We start from the raw sequence: 16,425 nt of genomic DNA on the forward strand, positions 1-16,425 counted from the left end.
CGTCACGACTCCGCGCCCACGATCTCCTCACGGATGCGGCGCAGGTCCTCCGCGAGCGCCCCGAGCAGGATCCAGTGCTGCGGGTGCGGAGTCGTGATCACAAGGGGGGCCGTGAGGGCAGGCAGCTCGTCAGTGATCGCCTCCGGTTCCGGCACCGCGACCGAGGACTGCACCAGCAGTCGCAAGTCGTGGGCAGCCCGATGCAGCTGCACAGCGATGTCGGCGATCGTCGGCTCGGTGACCAGCTCGTCGTCGTACAGGTCATGCACCGTCCGTGTCATTCCGCGCACCCGGGTCACGATGCGTCCGAGGCGCGGCACGACCGAGTGGAGAGCGAGGAGCCGGTCGCGGTGAGCGGAGCGGCGCGGATTGAGCCGCAGCGACTCCTCGCCGGTCGCGATCGCCTCCTCAGCCTTGCTCTGCATGGTCTGCAGGAGTCGCGCGTTGATCAGCAGCTCGTCGAGCCGACGGCGTGGAACAGGTTTTTGGAGAGCGTCGGCGAGGTCGTCGAGCGCGGCCGCGAGCTGAGCCGTGAGGTCGCCGAGTGCCCGCTCGGCCGGCGCGAGCACGACCGGGGGGACGATGAGGACGTTGATGACGAGTCCGACCGCCGCGCCGAGAAGCGTCTCGAGAATGCGGTCGAGCGCATAGTTCGGCGTGACCGCGCCGACCGAGAGCACGAGCATCGCGCTGATCGGGATCTGCACCGCGGAGGCGGGAGTCAACCGCACGACCCACCCCACGGCGATCGCGGCCACGATCGCGAGCAGCACGATGATGCTCTCACCGCCGAACACGGTGCCGATCACCGATCCGACGATCACCCCGATGATGACGCCGACCGAGCGCTCGAGTGCCTTCGAGAACGACTGGTTGATGCTCGGCGCGACGACCAGCAGGGCCGCGATCGCACCGAAGACCGGGAGGGTCCCGGGGAAGACGACGGCCGCGAGAAGCCAGGTGACCGCCGTGGCCGCCGCCGTCTTGACCAGCTGCAGCACCGGCGGCCTGGTCGGCACGGTGAAGCTCGAGGTCAAGCGCATGGGTCCACGGTAGCGAGCGCCCGACTCAGCGCGACACGCTGTCTCACCTGCCCGCGGACGCCTCGACGCCGGCAAGCACCGCGCGAAGCGAGCGGGGCACCTCCGCCCGCAGATCCTCGGGAACCCCCGACAGCCAGAACCGGCTCGACCTCGAGCACCTCGGGGAAGGCCTGGTCGACCAGCAGGGTGACGTGAACACCAGGAGCGAGGTGCTCGACGGCTGGACCGCGGCGGAGCAGGAGGAGACCTCGCCTGTCGATCGCATCCTTGGTCGGCGTCCGCAGCGCGAGCGCGACGCGGAATCATCAAGCGCGGCTCTCGATACAGCGTCCGCTGCCGTGCCGTCATAGCATTCTTGACGACACAGTGGCCGACGGTCGACAACTCCTGAGAAGGCCTTCTCGAGGAAGCGAAACTCGTCAACCGCATCCGACCGCGTCGGCGGCACACGAGACAGTGGTGCCGTCTGACCCCCCTGCTGACGCCTGAGGCCCCCTACTTCCGCATAAATCCGGGGAAGTAGAGGGCCTCACAGTGGCGGTACCGGTGGGATTTGAACCCACGGTGGACGCAAGCCCACACATGTTTTCGAGACATGCTCCTTCGGCCGCTCGGACACGGTACCGGGGTCGAGTGTACGCGACGGCCCGAAATCGCGCCAATCGATCGGAGCGACCGCGGTCAGGTGGGGAGCAGGAAGCCGAGCACGCGGTCCCACTCCGGGATCGCGAGCAGGTGGCCGCGGCCGGGGACGACCTCGAGGCGGGAGTCGGGCAGGCGGGCGGCGTACCACTCGGCGTGGAGTCGGCCGGCGACCGCATCCTCGGCGCCGTAGAGGAGGAGGGCGGGCGAGGCGGCCGCCTCGACGGCGAAGCCCCAGTCCTGCACGCCGTAGCCGACGAGGTCGGCGGCGATGCCGAGGGCACCCTGGGCGACGGCGCGCTCGAGCATGCGCCCGAGGCGCGCGCGGACGCCGGGGGTCTCGAGCACAGCGGCGTCGGCGTTGCCGGAGGCGAGCATCCCCACCAGCGTGTCGACACCGGGGGCCGACCCGAATGCGGCCTCGAGGGTACGGGTGAGCGAACGGACGGCCTCATCGAGCGGAAGGGCGGCGAGGCGCGCGAGTTCGACACGATTCTCCTCGCCGACCCACGGCACGGCGTCGTCGGGAGCGGGCGTCCCGATGACAGCGACCCGCTCCACGAGGCCGGGATAGTTCGCAGCGAGCGCGAGGGCGACACGCCCGCCCGCCGACCAGCCCGCAGCGGCGATGGAGGCGATGCCGACACTCGCGAGGTACTCGGCGATGTCGGCGGCGGCCTGCTCCGGGCTTGCGCCGGCGCCCGCTCCGGCGGGGTCGAGGTCGGTGAGGAGCGAGGAGGCGCCGTAGCCCGGGCGGTCGAACGAGAGCAGGCGCACGCCCTGGCGCGCCGTCGCCTCGGGATCGGGATCGAAATCCGACGAGCCGGGCGCTGGATGCGCCAGGACGACGACCCGATCACCGCCCTCGGGACCAGACCACCGCACACCCAGAGGGCGGCCGGACTTGAGGACGTGGACTGTCGAGGGCATGTCGTCAGTCTCGCGCAGACCTCCGACACCGGGTGGGGCGGCGCTCGGGGCGGCGCGATCTCCGTGACGCGATCGTCGGCTGCCCGACATGATGGCGGCACCGCTCCTCCACAATCTGGCTCGAACACCGCCTCTCCACAGACCTGGCGCGCCAGACATCCGACGTCGGTGGTCGGGACTACTGTCGAAGACATGTTCGAACGAGCGGCAGTGCCGGGGGTCCCCCGTAACGTCCTGCTCGTCCCCGCCCTCCGCCCGAAAGGACCTCATGGCCTCCTCGAAAACGCGCACCGCCGCGTACCGCTGCTCGGAGTGCGGCTGGACGACCGCCAAGTGGGTGGGCCGCTGCGGCGAGTGCCAGCAGTGGGGTTCCGTGATCGAGAGCACCGAGCGCACGGGCCTGATCCGCGCTGTCGCCGCAGTGGTTCCGCCAGCGGGGCGCGTCGCCCGGCCCATCACCGAGATCGAGACGACCTCGGCGGCACACCGCCCCACGGGGGTGGGCGAACTCGACCGCGTGCTCGGCGGCGGGATCGTCTCGGGCGCGGTCGTGCTGCTCTCGGGAGAGCCCGGCGTCGGTAAGTCGACCCTGCTCCTCGAGGTTGCGAGTCGAGCCGCGGCCGAGGGCCAGCGCGTCCTCTACGTCAGCGCGGAGGAGTCGGCCGCTCAGGTCCGCATGCGGGCCGAGCGCACCAATGCCATGCACGACAGCCTCTTCCTCGCGGCTGAGACCGATCTCGCCACCGTCCTCGGCCAGATCGACGAGGTCCAGCCGGACCTGCTCATCGTCGACTCCGTGCAGACCGTCGCGAGCGACACCGTCGACGGCCTGCCCGGAGGCCCGAGCCAGGTGCGGGAGGTGGCCGCGACGCTCATCCGCGTCTGCAAGGAGCGTGCGCTCCCCCTCGTGCTCGTCGGACACGTCACGAAGGACGGCTCGATCGCGGGGCCGCGCCTGCTCGAGCACCTGGTCGACGTGGTCTGCCACTTCGAGGGCGACCGGCAGACGGCGCTGCGCTTCGTCCGCTCACTGAAGAACCGCTTCGGCCCGACGGACGAGGTCGGCTGCTTCGAGATGACGGCCGAGGGCATCGCCGAGATCCCGGACCCGAGCGGCCTGTTCCTCAGCCGCACCCGCTTCCCTACCCCGGGCATCTGCGTCACGGTCGCGATGGAAGGGCGCCGAGCGCTCCCCGTCGAGATCCAGGCGCTCGTGATCGCGAACGACGGTGAGCACCCCCGCCGCGTCACGAACGGGGTCGACGCGTCCAGGGTCGCAATGATCCTCGCGGTCCTCGAACGCCAGGCAGGCATCCCCCTGCGGCGCTGCGACGTCTACGTATCGACCGTCGGCGGCGTGAAGCTGATGGAGCCGGCGGCGGACCTGGCGATCGCGGTCGCCATCGCCTCCGCCCACGCCTACACACCGTTGCGGCCCGGGATCGCAGCGTTCGGCGAGATCAGCCTCTCGGGCGACATCCGACCCGCCTCCGGGGCGAAGCAACGCGCCTCGGAGGCGACCCGCCTCGGGCACTCCTCGCACCTCGACTCCAGTGCCTTCACCCTCTCGAGCGCGATCACCCACGCGCTCGTCCCCGTGCCCGAACGCATCCAGCAGGAGCGGGTTCCTGCCCGCTGACCGGCGGGCGGACGGGCGCCGACCCTGCTCACCCGCGCCTCTCGGTCCACGCCGTGACCGCCGGCGAACCGACCGCCCAGGACGACCCTCGACGCACATCCAGGCGGACGGCACTCGGGAACCTCCGTCGCGCCTCCGCCTACACGCCGCCCCCGCCGCCTCCGCCGCCACCCCCGCCCGAGCTGCCGCCGCCACCCGCGCCGCCGCTCGACGAGCTCGACGAGGACCCGACGTAGCTCGACGCCGACGACGAGAACGACGACACACTGCCCGCGAAGGCCGCCGCGTGGAAGCCACCCGATCCCGAGTACCAGACGGGATCCTCGCCGGTGCGCTCGTAGGCCGACGCGAGCTCGGCCGACCATTCCTTCTCGAGCCCGAACAGCACGGCCCACGGCAGCAGCCGCTCCGTCACCTCCACCACCTCGACCGGCCCGACGGAGCGCCGGTTCGCCCCGCGAGGCGACTGCACCATCGCGAACCGGTCGGCCTCGGCGAGGCGGAGATAGAACTCGAGCCCGCGCAGGTGGTCGCGCAGCTCCGCTCCCACGGCCGTGAGCGGCACCCTGGACACCAGCACCACCCCGACGATCCCCGCCGCGAGCCCCACCACCAGCAGCACCAGCGGCAACGGACCACCGAAAGATCGGGTCAGCAGGACGATCGCGCTGACGAACACGGCCAGCACACCGAGGAGCAGCACCGCGACCACGGCGACACTCCCACCGACCGTCCCCGGCCGCCTCAGCCCCGCCTCGGTCACTCGCTTGCCGAGCGCCGTCTGGAACGCCGCGACCTCCTTGCCGAACTCCCTGTCCTTCCCCGAGAGCACGCGCACCGCACCCGGCACCCGGCCGACGGCAAGGTCGAGGAAGCGGCGGTCGTCGGAGGAGACGGGTCGCGGCCGCTCGGCCCGTCGCGGCGGCGTCGTGGCCGGGTCGAGGACCCGCACAGCGTAAGCGGGCTTGCGCCCGTCCCCCGTCTCCTCGATCCGCACGAGACCACGGACCGCGGCGTCCAGCAGGCCGGCCGCGGGCGCCCTCGTCGTCCTCCGAAGCAGCGCCGCCGAGAGAAACAGCCCCTGCTCCGGCGGGTCGTACTCGGCCACGATCGCCGACCGGCCCGGAGCGTCGCGCAGCACGGTGCGACGTCGCCGCACCGCGAACCCGAGGGCGACCAGCACCAGGGCAAGGCCTGCGAGCTGCACCCACGACCAGCCCGAGGCGACGTAGCGGTCGTCGCGCGGTGTGAAGGTACCCGGCGCGAAGCCGATCGCCACGCTCACGTTCTCCCCCGGAGCCAGCGACTCCCCCACCGCCGTGACGACCCCACCGTCGCGGCCGATCGAACACGGTGTCGTCGAACCGTCCGGCCCGCGAGAGCAGCTCACCGTCCCCGTCGCGGCAGAGGCCAGCGAACCGGCGAGCTCGACCCGGACGTCGTAGCGGTCGAACGGTTGACGCCAGGCCGTGCCGTTCACGTCCCAGTAGAACTCGTCCTCGCCGCTTCTGGTGCCGGAGCCCGGAAGGGTCGTGTTGTGCTGGGTGTAAGTGAAGACGTACGTCTGACTGCCGCTGACGAATTCGTCCGCCGCGCTAGTGACGAGGAGGAAGCCGTCCTCGCGCTCCGTGTCGATAGGGCGCGGCGATCCATCGCCGTCGGTGACGGACACCAGATCGAGGTCGGTCGGGTGCCCCTCGTACTCGAGTGGGATCGCCCGCTGCATGCCCCGGTTCTGCGAGGGCGGGAAGTCGGCGACGAAGGTCTCGACGGTGCTCAGGATCGAGTGGCCCTCTGCATCGCGGTCGAGGCGGAAGTCGGCCGAGTACTGCGAGAAGCGGAAGTCATCGACCCCGGCGCGCACGACAGAAGCCACGGGCTGAGCCGCCACGGGCTGAGCGGCCGCGCCCGCAACCAGGAGGGGAACGGCGAGAGCGAGTACCGCCGCTCGCCTCGCGATCACCACCGCCCGGCCGGCCGAGGCGGACAGGATCGTGCCGAGCAGCCCGCACATGGCAGTGATGCTACGCCGCACCGCTCATCCGACACGTCCCCCGGGCGGACTACTGAAGCAGGAACTGCGTCGGCGACCCCGAGGCGATCCCCGCGACCGACACCGACAGATTGTAGGCCGCGCCGCCCGCGGCGACCGCCTCGCGGCCACCCGAGCAGGTGTCGGCGGAGGAGCGGGTGCGGTCCCAGGTCAGCCCGCTCCCCGTCACCGAACGGCCGGCCTGGAGGAGCACGGAGAGGTCGGCGGCGCCGGTCTGGCAGTCGGTCGAAGTCCAGATCTGCTCGGAGCCGCTGGTGATCGTGAAGACCTGCGTGCTGGTGCCCGCGTCGATCACGCAGTCGGTGCTCGAGGTGTTCGTCAGTGAGAGGGAGAGCTGCGGATCCTCGCCGGGCGCGTAGCTCGTGGCATCGGTGACCGCGGTCACGGCGACCGAGTCGGCCGTGCAGGCCGGAGCCGCACCGGGCGAAGCGCCGGGCGAGCCGCCGGGCGAGCCATCGGGCGAGGTTGTCGGGTAGAGCGTCGGCAGGGCAGCAGTCGGCGTGGAGCTCGACTCGGCGTCGGACGCGCCCATCCGCGGAAGCATCGAGAGGAGGACCGCCAGGCCCGCGACGATCACGACGAGCGCGAGCAGCGCGGCGGCGCGGCGTCGCCGGTAGACCCGGGAAGGCAGGCGGCGGGGCGGCGGAGTCACCGGGACAGGCTACGACGTGCCGACGGTCACAGCGTCTTCAGCATCCGAGTGTTGCCGAGCGTGTTCGGCTTGACGCGGGCGAGGTCGAGGAATTCGGCGACTCCCTCATCAGGTGAGCGGAGCAGCTCAGCGTAGACATCGGGATCGACGACCTTCTCGCCGATCGGCTCGAAGCCGTGCCGGGTGAAGAAGTCGACCTCGAAGGTGAGGCAGAACAGGCGCTTCAAGCCGAGCGCGCGGGCATCGTTCTCGAGGCGCTCCAGGATGTGGTGGCCGACCCCCTTGCCGAGCCAGTCCTGCGCGACCGCGAGGGTGCGCACCTCCGCGATGTCGTCCCACATCACATGCAGCGCTCCACAGCCGATGGCGGTGCCGTCGCCGTCCTCCGCGATCCGGAACTCCTGAACAGCGCCGTACAGCACCACGCGGTCCTTGCCGAGGAGCACACGCTCGTTCACGAGCGGCTCACTCAGCTCCTGGATGAACGGGACATCGCTCGTGCGCGCCCGGCGCACCGGGTACTTCCAATCAGCCACCCGTCCAGCCTAGGGGCGCGGGACACCGACCCCATCGCGAGGCGCCGCCGTACGAGCGGTGTCTTGCTACACAGGGTGATCTCGACCGCAGCGGACCCGGGAACGACGCCGTGCCCGCCCCTTCGCGAGAAGGGACGGGCACGAATCGGTCGGGACGCCGCTACGACATCAGGTCGGGCGTCGCCGGGCCGGCCGTGGCCGCTCCGGTCGATGCACCGGCGCTGATCGAGATCAACCGCGGAGTGGTGGTGAACACGAAGCCGTTGTCGACGAAGTCCACGTGGATGTGGTCGCCGGCACCGAGCTCGCCGTGCAGGATCCGCTCGGACAGCTGGTCCTCGATCTCACGCTGGATGGCGCGGCGCAGGGGGCGTGCTCCGAGGGCCGGGTCGAACCCGACCTCGATCAGGCGCTCCTTGGCCGGCTGCGTCAGCTCGACTGTCATGTCGCGGTCGAGCAGGCGGTCGCCGAGGCGCTTGATGAACAGGTCGACGATCTGCAGCAGCTCGGGCTTGGACAGCTGCGGGAAGACGATGACGTCGTCCACGCGGTTGAGGAACTCGGGCTTGAAGTGCTTCTTCAGTTCCTCGTTGACCTTGCCGCGCATCCGGTCGTATCCAGTCGCGCTGTCGCCCTCGATCTGGAAGCCGACGGGACCACCGGCGATGTCACGAGCACCGAGGTTGGTGGTCATGATGATGACGGTGTTCTTGAAGTCGACGACACGGCCCTGACCGTCGGTCAGGCGCCCCTCCTCCAGGATCTGCAGGAGCGAGTTGAAGATATCCGGGTGCGCTTTCTCGATCTCGTCGAAGAGAACCACGCTGAACGGCTTGCGCCGCACCTTCTCGGTGAGCTGGCCGCCCTCTTCGAAGCCGACGAACCCGGGAGGGGCGCCGAACAGCCGCGAGACGGTGTGCTTCTCGCCGTACTCCGACATGTCGAGCGAAATCATCGCGTTCTCGTCGTCGAAGAGGAACTCGGCGAGCGCCTTGGCCAGCTCGGTCTTTCCGACGCCGGTGGGGCCGGCGAAGATGAACGAGCCGGAGGGGCGCTTGGGGTCCTTCAGGCCGGCACGGGTGCGGCGAATGGTGCGGGAGAGTGCCGCGATGGCCTCCTCCTGACCGATCACGCGCTGGTGCAGAGCCTTCTCCATGAAGACGAGCCGCGAGGACTCCTCCTCGGTGAGCTTGAACACCGGAATGCCCGTCGCCTGGGCGAGGACCTCGGCAATCAGGCCCTCGTCGACCACACCGGTGGCCTTGACGTCGCCTGACTTCCACTGCTTCTCGAGGCGCAGGCGCTCACCGAGCAGCTGCTTCTCCTCGTCACGGAGCGAGGCGGCCTTCTCGAAGTCCTGGTCCTCGATGGCGGCCTCCTTGGCCGCGCGGACGACGGCGATGCGGTCATCGAAGTCGCGCAGCTCCGGCGGTGCCGACAGGATCGAGAGGCGCAGGCGCGCGCCGGCCTCATCGATCAGGTCGATCGCCTTGTCGGGGAGGAAGCGGTCGCTGATGTAGCGGTCCGCCAGGTTGGCCGCCGAGACGATCGCGCCGTCGGTGATCGACACCTTGTGGTGCGCCTCGTAGCGGTCGCGCAGTCCCTTGAGGATGTTGATGGTGTGGGGCAGCGACGGCTCCGCGACCTGGATCGGCTGGAAGCGACGCTCAAGCGCTGCGTCCTTCTCGAAGTGCTTGCGGTACTCATCGAGCGTGGTCGCGCCGATGGTCTGCAGCTCACCGCGGGCGAGCAGCGGCTTGAGGATGGAGGCGGCGTCGATAGCGCCCTCCGCGGCCCCTGCGCCGACAAGGGTGTGGATCTCGTCGATGAAGGTGATGATGTCGCCGCGGGTGCGAATCTCCTTCGTGACCTTCTTCAGGCGCTCCTCGAAGTCTCCGCGGTAGCGGGACCCGGCGATGAGCGAGCCGAGGTCGAGCGTGTAGAGCTGCTTGTCCTTGAGCGTCTCGGGCACGTCGCCGCGCACGATCGCCTGGGCGAGGCCCTCGACGACGGCGGTCTTGCCGACGCCGGGCTCGCCGATCAGCACGGGGTTGTTCTTGGAGCGGCGGGAGAGGATCTGCATGACCCGCTCGATCTCCTTCTCGCGCCCGATGACCGGGTCGAGCTTGTTGTCGCGCGCCGCCTGCGTGAGGTTGCGTCCGAACTGGTCGAGGATCTGCGATCCTCCCTGAGGCTGCTGCTGCTCACCGCCCACGGCGACCTGCTCCTTGCCCTGGTAGCCCGAGAGCAGCTGGATGACCTGCTGGCGCACGCGGTTCAGGTCGGCGCCGAGCTTGACGAGCACCTGGGCCGCGACACCCTCGCCCTCGCGGATGAGGCCGAGCAGGATGTGCTCGGTCCCGATGTAGTTGTGGCCGAGCTGCAGCGCTTCGCGCAGGGACAGCTCGAGGACCTTCTTCGCCCGAGGCGTGAAGGGGATGTGGCCGGTCGGCTGCTGCTGCCCCTGGCCGATGATGTCCTGCACCTGCTCGCGCACTGCATCGAGCGAGATGCCGAGGGATTCGAGCGCCTTGGCGGCTACTCCCTCACCCTCGTGGATCAGGCCCAGCAGGATGTGCTCCGTGCCGATGTAGTTGTGATTGAGCATCTTGGCCTCTTCCTGGGCCAGGACGACGACGCGCCGCGCGCGATCGGTGAATCTCTCGAACATGCTGTCACTCCCTACGGAACCCGCAGGGGTGGGCTCCGATACGTCGACTGTAGCCAGCGCTCCCCTCGGTGCGGAGGGCTGTTCGCCCTGGGCGTGCAGTAGGCGAGGAAGACGAGTGTCCGGCCGGCGGAACCGGCAGGAAACGACACGTTTGCGGCGGCAGAAGAGTTTGCGCCACGATGACTGAGCGCCCTCGCAGTGAGGGTGCCTCGACACTCTCTGAGGACGCACCACGTGACAGCACACCCACGCCCCTTCCGCGCCGCGGCCGTAGCCGCAGCAGCGCTCGGTCTCCTCCTCGCCACCGCGGCTCCGGCGTCGGCCGGTTCGAACGTCAGCGAGGACATCCTCCAGTACAACGGCGGCGGGATCACCGTCGACGCGGGCCCCGCCTACGCGGGCTACGACGTCTTCGTTCAGTCGCAGACGCCCCGCTCGGCCACCCGCTCGGGCGGCGTCTGGACGGTACAGAAGGCGTCATTGGACGCCGAGGGCTCAGCCCGAGTCGTCAACCTGGCCGGCCCGGTGAACCTGTACTTCTTCAGCCCGAGCGCGGTCAAGCCCTCGCTGGAGCTGCCGCCGGCGAACGCGACGGCGGCGATCTACCGCGGCCAGGAGGTCGAGTACACCGTCGACCCCGCCGCCGGAACCGCTGTCCTCGAGGGCGACGTGCCGACGGCTGTCGCGCCTGATTTGCGCGACTACCAGTCCTCCATCATGCCGTTCACGCCCGCCGATATCGCGCCAGCGACGTACACGAAGGGCGAGCCCTTCGACCTCACCTTCTCGAACCTCTCCTGGGCGACCGAGAACGATCTGGACGGGCTCTCGACCAGCGTGGTCATCTACTCCGACCCGACCACGCTCGGCACGCCGACGATCACCGACGCTGCCGTCACCCAGACCATCGGCGCCGAGTGGACGACGGATCCGCACACCGTCGCCCTCATGGACTCCTACGGCCGGATCCTCGCCGTCGCGACGCTTGACGGCGGGGCGACCGCCGAGGAGACCCCGGCCGCCACTCCGGCCGAGACGCCCGCGGCCGCGGTCCCTGTCGTCGACACCGGCTCGAAGCCGACGTCGGCCCAGCCCCACCTCGCCGAGACCGGAGTCGAGGCGGGCGGTCTCGCCCTCGTCGCCTCCGCGCTGCTCCTGGCTGGAGCCGGCGGACTCGTGATGGCGCGTCGCCGCCGCGCGAGCGCCTGAGGCTTCGGAACGTGACTGAGGGAACGGGCGGACCGGGGAGCACCTCTCCCGGCTCGCCCGTTCCTGCGCCCGGCCCGACGAGCACCAGGCGGATCCTCGCCGCGGTCGTCGTCTCGGTGCTCGTCCCGGGGCTGGGGCACCGCCTCCTCGGCGCACGCCGGTCGGGCACGACGCGCCTGGGCATCGCGGCGGCCGCAGTCGTCGGCGTCCTCGTCTTGGGCGCCCTGATCGCCTCCGACCCGTCCCTCCTCGTGCGACTGGCCACCGACCCTGCCGCTGTCGCCGTCGCCGGCGGTCTCGGGGCCGCGCTCGGCCTCTTCTGGCTCTCGGGCCCTATCGCAGCAGCGTTCCTCGCCCGTCCTCCTCGACAGGCGCGAGCAGCGCTCGCCCTCGTCACCGCACTCGCGGCGGCCCTCCCGCTCGCGGGGACCGCCTGGTGGACGTCGACCGCTGTCGCTCAGCACGACCTGCTCACGTCCGTGTTCGCCGCGGGCCGAGGTCCGGTGCCGGTCGACGGACGCTACAACATCCTCGTGATGGGTCTGGACGCCGATCCGATCCGCGACCAGATCCTCCTCCCCGATTCGCTCACTCTCGTGAGCATCGACGCCGTCACCGGCCGCAGCGTCCTCTTCGGCATTCCGCGGACCGCGTCGAACTACCGCTACCCCGAGGGGTCCGCCCTGGCCCGGGCTCTGCCCGAGGGCACCCGGTGCCTCGTCGGCTGCGGCGTGAACCACCTCTACCAGTACGGTGCGACGCACCCGGAGCTCTACCCGGACGACACGGATCCGGGCGCCGCAGCGATGCGCGACGCCGTCGAGGGATACACGGGCCTGCCCGTCTCCGCCTCCGTCTCGATCCGGATGAGCGGCTTCATCGACCTCGTCGACGCGCTGGGCGGAGTGTCGGTGATCAACACCCGCCCCGTGCTGCGAGCGGGAGTGCCCGATGACGGCAGCGGACGTCCGGTCGAATACGGGCCGCCGATCCCCGCCGGTCTCCACCATCTCGACGGCTCCGAGGCCCTGTGGTTCGCCCGATCGCGGGTGAACACCTCCGACGCCGACCGCTCGGAACGCCAGGCCTGCCTCCAGGCGGCGCTGTTCCGCCAGGTCGACCCGCTGAGCGTCCTGACCCGCTTCACCGCGATCGCGCGGTCCGGCTCCGAGAACGTCGCGACCAGCCTCCCGACGAGTGCTCTCCCATCCCTAGCCCGGCTCGCGGAGGCGGCGCGCACGCACCCCTTCGTCCGTGTCGAGCTCGGAGAACCGCTGACGCTGCCGGAGCAGCCCGACACCGCCCTGGTGCAGCGCACAGTCGCGACGGCGATCGCAGGCGGCGACGATCCCGATGCGCTCCAGATCAACGTTCCCGACCCGGAGACGCCGATGAGCGGACCCGCGGTCTCGTCACCGCCGGCCGAGGCGGCTTCCGAACCGGCCTGCACCGTTCCCTGACCCGTCGAGGGTCCATGCGAAGGCATACACTTCCCGCATGAGCAACCTGGAGGAGCATCCCGACGAGCTCTCCGTCGCCGCAGAGCCGGCCCTGCACGCGCCCGGCGCGGTGGAGATCCTCACGGCGCGGCTGGTCCCGCTCGGCGGTCCGCGCGCTATCGAGGTGCGCCGCACCCTCCCCCAGCGCTCGCGCTCGACCATCGGCGCGTGGTGCTTCGCGGACCATTACGGCCCCGTCCGGCTGGGCGAGGAAGCGGGGATGGACGTCCCACCGCACCCGCACATCGGCCTGCAGACGGTGAGTTGGCTCTTCGAGGGCGAAATCGAGCACCGCGACAGCGTCGGCAGCCGGGCCGTGGTGCGGCCGGGCGAGCTCAACCTGATGACGGCCGGGAGCGGCATCTCCCACTCCGAGGTCTCGACCGGCTCCGCCCCGGTGCTGCACGGGGTGCAGCTCTGGGTCGCGCTGCCCGAGGAGGCGCGGCTCATCGATCCGTTCTTCGAGCACCACCGCGGCGTGCCCGTGCCGCTGACCGGTGCGCTGGTGCGCGTCTTCATGGGAGCGATGCTGGGCGCCTCGGTGCCCGCGAGCACTTTCACTCCGCTGGTCGCCGCGCAGATCGACTGTGAGCCCGGCGCCCGGATCGAGCTGCCGGTGGAGGAGGCGTGGGAGTACGGCGTGCTCGTCGACGCGGGGCCGGTGTCGGTGGAGGGCACCGAGATCCCGCGCTCGGATCTCGCCTACCTGGCGCCCGGCCGTTCCCGACTGGGGCTGACGGCCGGCGCCGAGGGCGCGCGGGTGGTGCTGCTGGGCGGCGAGCCGTTCGCCGAGCAGCTGGTGATGTGGTGGAACTTCGTCGGCCGCAGCCACGACGACGTGGCCGCCGCACGCGAGCGCTGGCAATCGGACGTGATCGCCGGCGCCAACCCGACGGGTCCGTTCGGCACCGTCGACGGCTACGACGGCCGCGCGCTCCCCGCCCCCGTGCTGCCGACAGTGCGGCTGAAACCCCGCCGCCGGATCTGAGCCGGATCCGGAGCCGGAGCGTCAGGACCCGTCGGACTCCTTCTTCTTCGCAGCGGCGGCAGCGGCGGCCGCGCGGTCGGTGGCCTCGGCGCTGTCGCGGAAGGCGCGCCGTGGATCCTGCAGCGCACTCATCGGCGAGAGATCGCGCGGAGTGACGGCGTCGACGAGCCAGCCCGAGATGATCCGCCACTTGCGGTCCAGGGTCGGCATCGCCGCTCCATGGTAGGCGCGGTGGGCCAGCCACGCCGGGAGGCCGCGGAGTTTCACTCCCTTGATCAGGCCCGCACCCTTGCCGATGCCGTACTCGGCCACCGTGCCGACGGAGGCGTGCCGGTACTCCTCCACCGTGCCGCCGGTGAGGTCGGCGATGATGTTGCGCGCCACCAGCTTGGCCTGCCGGACGGCGTTCTGCGCGTTCGGCGGGTAGTAGGCGGGCTGCTCGTCGGCGGTGAGATCCGGCACCTGCGCGCCGTCGCCGGCTGCCCAGGCTCCGCCGACCGGCTCGCCGTCCTCGCGGATGACGCGCAGGCGGGCATCGGCCATGACGTGGCCCTTGGGTCCGCGCGGGGCGTCGGTGGCATCGAGGATCGGGTTAGGCTTGACGCCCGCGGTCCAGACGATCATCGCGGTCGGGATGCGTTCGCCCGACGAGAGCTCGACCACACCGTCCTCGCAGGTGGGCATCGTGGTCTTCAGGTGCACGTGCACGCCGCGCGAGCGGAGGTGGTCGAGCGTCCACGACGAGAGCTCGGGGCCGACCTCGGGGGTCACCCGATCCAGGGCCTCGACCAGATGCCAGGTGACGTCGCCCATGGAGAGCGAGGGCTGCACCGCGAGGGTCTTCCGGCTGAGGTCGAGCAGCTCGCTCAGGGCCTCGACGCCGGTGTAGCCGCCGCCGATGAAGACGAAGGTGAGCAGGCGGCGGCGCTCGGCCGGGTCGGTGGTCAGCGCGGCCTTCGCGATGTTCTCGATGACGCGGTCGCGCAGGTGCGCCGCCTCCTCCACCGTCTTGAAGCCGATGCCGTGCTCGGCGAGGCCCGGGGTCGGGAAGGTGCGGGTGACGGCTCCGAGTGCGAAGACGACCTGGTCGAACTCGATCGTGCGGGTCGTGCCGTCCATCGCGGCTACGGTGGCGCTGCGCTCGGCGAGGCTCACACCGGTGATCGCGCCGCGGACCACTCGCGTGCGCTTCAGTGCGGAGACGAGCGGAACCGTGACGTGACGCGGTTGCACATGTCCACCGGCGACCTCGGGCAGCAGCGGCTGGTACGTCATGTAGGGGTTCGGCTCGACGACGGTGACGTCGATCGGCGCCTCCCCCCGCCGCTTCTCCAGCCCCCACGCCGTGTACAGGCCGACGTAGCCCCCGCCGAGGATGAGGATGCGCGTCGTACGGGATGCCGTCATGTCCGTTCCCTTCTCGAACCCGGCGCCGGACAGGCGGAGCCGGATAGTACTGAGGACGCTCTGACGCTACGCGCGCCGCGGTGGCGCGCACAGGGACTTGCGTGGCGCGGCGGGTCGCGACACTCTCCGCACCTCGGCCAGACCCGCCGCGGCCGCCGACCGCTCAGCCCACCTCGCGCCCGTCCGGCTGGAGTCGCCTGCGGTACTCGGATGGCGACAGACCCGTCTCGGTGACGATCGCGCGCCGGAGCCGGTCCGGCGAGGTGAACCCGGTGTTCCGGGCGATGTCCGCGAGCGGGATGTCCTCACCGGCCGCTTCGACGAGGCGGAGGGCGTTCCTCGTGCGGACGCTCTGCAGGAGGTCGCGCAGGGTGGTGTGACGCTCCTCGGCCACGGCTCGTTGCAGAGAGCGGAGGCTGACCCGGCAGCGCTGCGCGATCACGCTCGGGTCGAGCCGCGGGTCGGCGAAGTCGGCGAGGACCACCTGCACCGCCGCCTCGACCATGTCGCGCGGGCCCGGCCGGCCGAGCGCGTCGTCCTGCCGCTCGGCGCCGAGGACCCGGCCGAGGCGCAGCAGCGTGCCCTGGAGGTACTCCGCCTGCCCCGCGTGGTCGATATCGAGGTCGGCGAGGAACGCTCGGAGCAGGGTCCGCGCGGTTGCCGTGACGGGTGAAGGCGGTAGACGCCGCGACGCCTGATTGCGGTGCATCCGGTCACCTCCGATCTCGTCGATGCAGAGCACGAGGAATCGCACCGGCCGCTCGGCCTGCAGCACCACGGGCTCCTGCTCGGAGAGGGCGAGCGCACCGTCGCTCACCACGACGACGCCCGCCTCGGCCTCGACCGTGAGCGCCCCTTCCATCGGCAGCACGAACACGGAGACGTCGCCGCCGGCACGATCGCCAGGCCAGCACGCCGAGAACGCGGTAGAGGCCACGTGCAGCACGCGCACGCGATCCACCGAGCCGACCAGAAGGTCCATCCGGAACCCCTGCGGCGGCTCGGCCGTCAGATCGAGCGTGCGCCGCACCGAGGCCAGCCCGTCCGCGCCGCGCAGGCGCACCGAGCGCACTCCCGTGCCCATCGGCACGCTGACGGGGTTGAGCAGGGTCGAGCGAGGGATCACCGTGACTCCGTTCCTGATGCGGAGCCCCCT

Annotated in this window: 13 protein-coding genes and 1 tRNA gene; 5 read left to right on the plus strand and 9 right to left on the minus strand. The window is 70.9% G+C overall.

Annotated elements, in window-relative coordinates; translation table 11 throughout:
- Positions 1-2 precede the first annotated feature (2 nt).
- Positions 3-1,043: an FUSC family protein gene (locus tag A6122_RS12705; protein ID WP_068255579.1), complete on the minus strand. Its 1,041-nt coding sequence runs from the start codon at positions 1,041-1,043 to the stop codon at positions 3-5.
- Positions 1,044-1,234: 191 nt separating this feature from the next.
- Here A6122_RS12705 and A6122_RS16695 point away from each other — a divergent pair, with 191 nt between their 5' ends.
- Positions 1,235-1,393 (plus strand): hypothetical protein, encoded by a 159-nt coding sequence (locus tag A6122_RS16695; RefSeq protein ID WP_157593820.1) that lies wholly within the window; start codon positions 1,235-1,237, stop codon positions 1,391-1,393.
- Between the two features lie 185 nt (positions 1,394-1,578).
- Here A6122_RS16695 and A6122_RS12710 read toward each other — a convergent pair.
- Together A6122_RS12710 and A6122_RS12715 are read right to left on the minus strand one after the other, a co-directional pair.
- A tRNA-Ser gene (locus A6122_RS12710) sits at positions 1,579-1,668 on the minus strand.
- A gap of 56 nt (positions 1,669-1,724) precedes the next feature.
- Complete coding sequence (locus tag A6122_RS12715; RefSeq protein WP_068257653.1) at positions 1,725-2,615, minus strand: alpha/beta fold hydrolase; 891 nt, start codon at positions 2,613-2,615, stop codon at positions 1,725-1,727.
- 268 nt (positions 2,616-2,883) lie between these two features.
- Here A6122_RS12715 and radA point away from each other — a divergent pair, with 268 nt between their 5' ends.
- Complete coding sequence (gene radA, locus A6122_RS12720) at positions 2,884-4,254, plus strand: DNA repair protein RadA (protein WP_068255581.1); 1,371 nt, start codon at positions 2,884-2,886, stop codon at positions 4,252-4,254.
- Between the two features lie 139 nt (positions 4,255-4,393).
- On the opposite strand, the gene A6122_RS12725 is transcribed toward radA, so the two are convergent.
- The 4 genes from A6122_RS12725 to A6122_RS12740 form a co-directional block, all read right to left on the minus strand.
- Positions 4,394-6,268 carry a DUF2207 family protein gene (locus A6122_RS12725; protein WP_068255584.1) on the minus strand — a complete coding sequence of 625 codons (1,875 nt, stop codon included), beginning with the start codon at positions 6,266-6,268 and terminating at the stop codon, positions 4,394-4,396.
- A 49-nt stretch (positions 6,269-6,317) separates the two neighbouring features.
- Positions 6,318-6,959, minus strand: a complete 642-nt coding sequence (locus A6122_RS12730; RefSeq protein ID WP_068255587.1) for a hypothetical protein — start codon at positions 6,957-6,959, stop codon at positions 6,318-6,320.
- Positions 6,960-6,985: 26 nt separating this feature from the next.
- A complete protein-coding gene (locus A6122_RS12735; RefSeq protein ID WP_068255590.1) occupies positions 6,986-7,495 on the minus strand; it encodes an amino-acid N-acetyltransferase in 510 nt (169 codons plus the stop codon).
- 160 nt (positions 7,496-7,655) lie between these two features.
- Positions 7,656-10,166, minus strand: a complete 2,511-nt coding sequence (locus A6122_RS12740; protein WP_068255592.1) for an ATP-dependent Clp protease ATP-binding subunit — start codon at positions 10,164-10,166, stop codon at positions 7,656-7,658.
- A 234-nt stretch (positions 10,167-10,400) separates the two neighbouring features.
- Between A6122_RS12740 and A6122_RS17390 the strand changes: the two genes are divergently transcribed.
- From A6122_RS17390 to A6122_RS12755, 3 genes are read left to right on the plus strand one after another with little or no spacing between them, the layout of a single operon-like run.
- Positions 10,401-11,375, plus strand: a complete 975-nt coding sequence (locus A6122_RS17390; RefSeq protein ID WP_068255595.1) for an LPXTG cell wall anchor domain-containing protein — start codon at positions 10,401-10,403, stop codon at positions 11,373-11,375.
- Positions 11,376-11,386: 11 nt separating this feature from the next.
- Positions 11,387-12,835 (plus strand): LCP family protein, encoded by a 1,449-nt coding sequence (locus A6122_RS12750; RefSeq protein WP_068255598.1) that lies wholly within the window; start codon positions 11,387-11,389, stop codon positions 12,833-12,835.
- Positions 12,836-12,872: 37 nt separating this feature from the next.
- A complete protein-coding gene (locus tag A6122_RS12755; RefSeq protein WP_068255601.1) occupies positions 12,873-13,862 on the plus strand; it encodes a pirin family protein in 990 nt (329 codons plus the stop codon).
- A gap of 21 nt (positions 13,863-13,883) precedes the next feature.
- On the opposite strand, the gene A6122_RS12760 is transcribed toward A6122_RS12755, so the two are convergent.
- Together A6122_RS12760 and A6122_RS12765 are read right to left on the minus strand one after the other, a co-directional pair.
- Positions 13,884-15,269 carry an NAD(P)/FAD-dependent oxidoreductase gene (locus tag A6122_RS12760; RefSeq protein WP_068255604.1) on the minus strand — a complete coding sequence of 462 codons (1,386 nt, stop codon included), beginning with the start codon at positions 15,267-15,269 and terminating at the stop codon, positions 13,884-13,886.
- A gap of 163 nt (positions 15,270-15,432) precedes the next feature.
- Positions 15,433-16,395, minus strand: coding sequence for an AraC family transcriptional regulator (locus A6122_RS12765; RefSeq protein WP_068255607.1), 963 nt, complete (start codon positions 16,393-16,395; stop codon positions 15,433-15,435).
- Positions 16,396-16,425: the final 30 nt, after the last annotated feature.

The organism is Rathayibacter tritici, assembly GCF_001641005.1.
GTDB lineage: Bacteria > Actinomycetota > Actinomycetes > Actinomycetales > Microbacteriaceae > Rathayibacter > Rathayibacter tritici.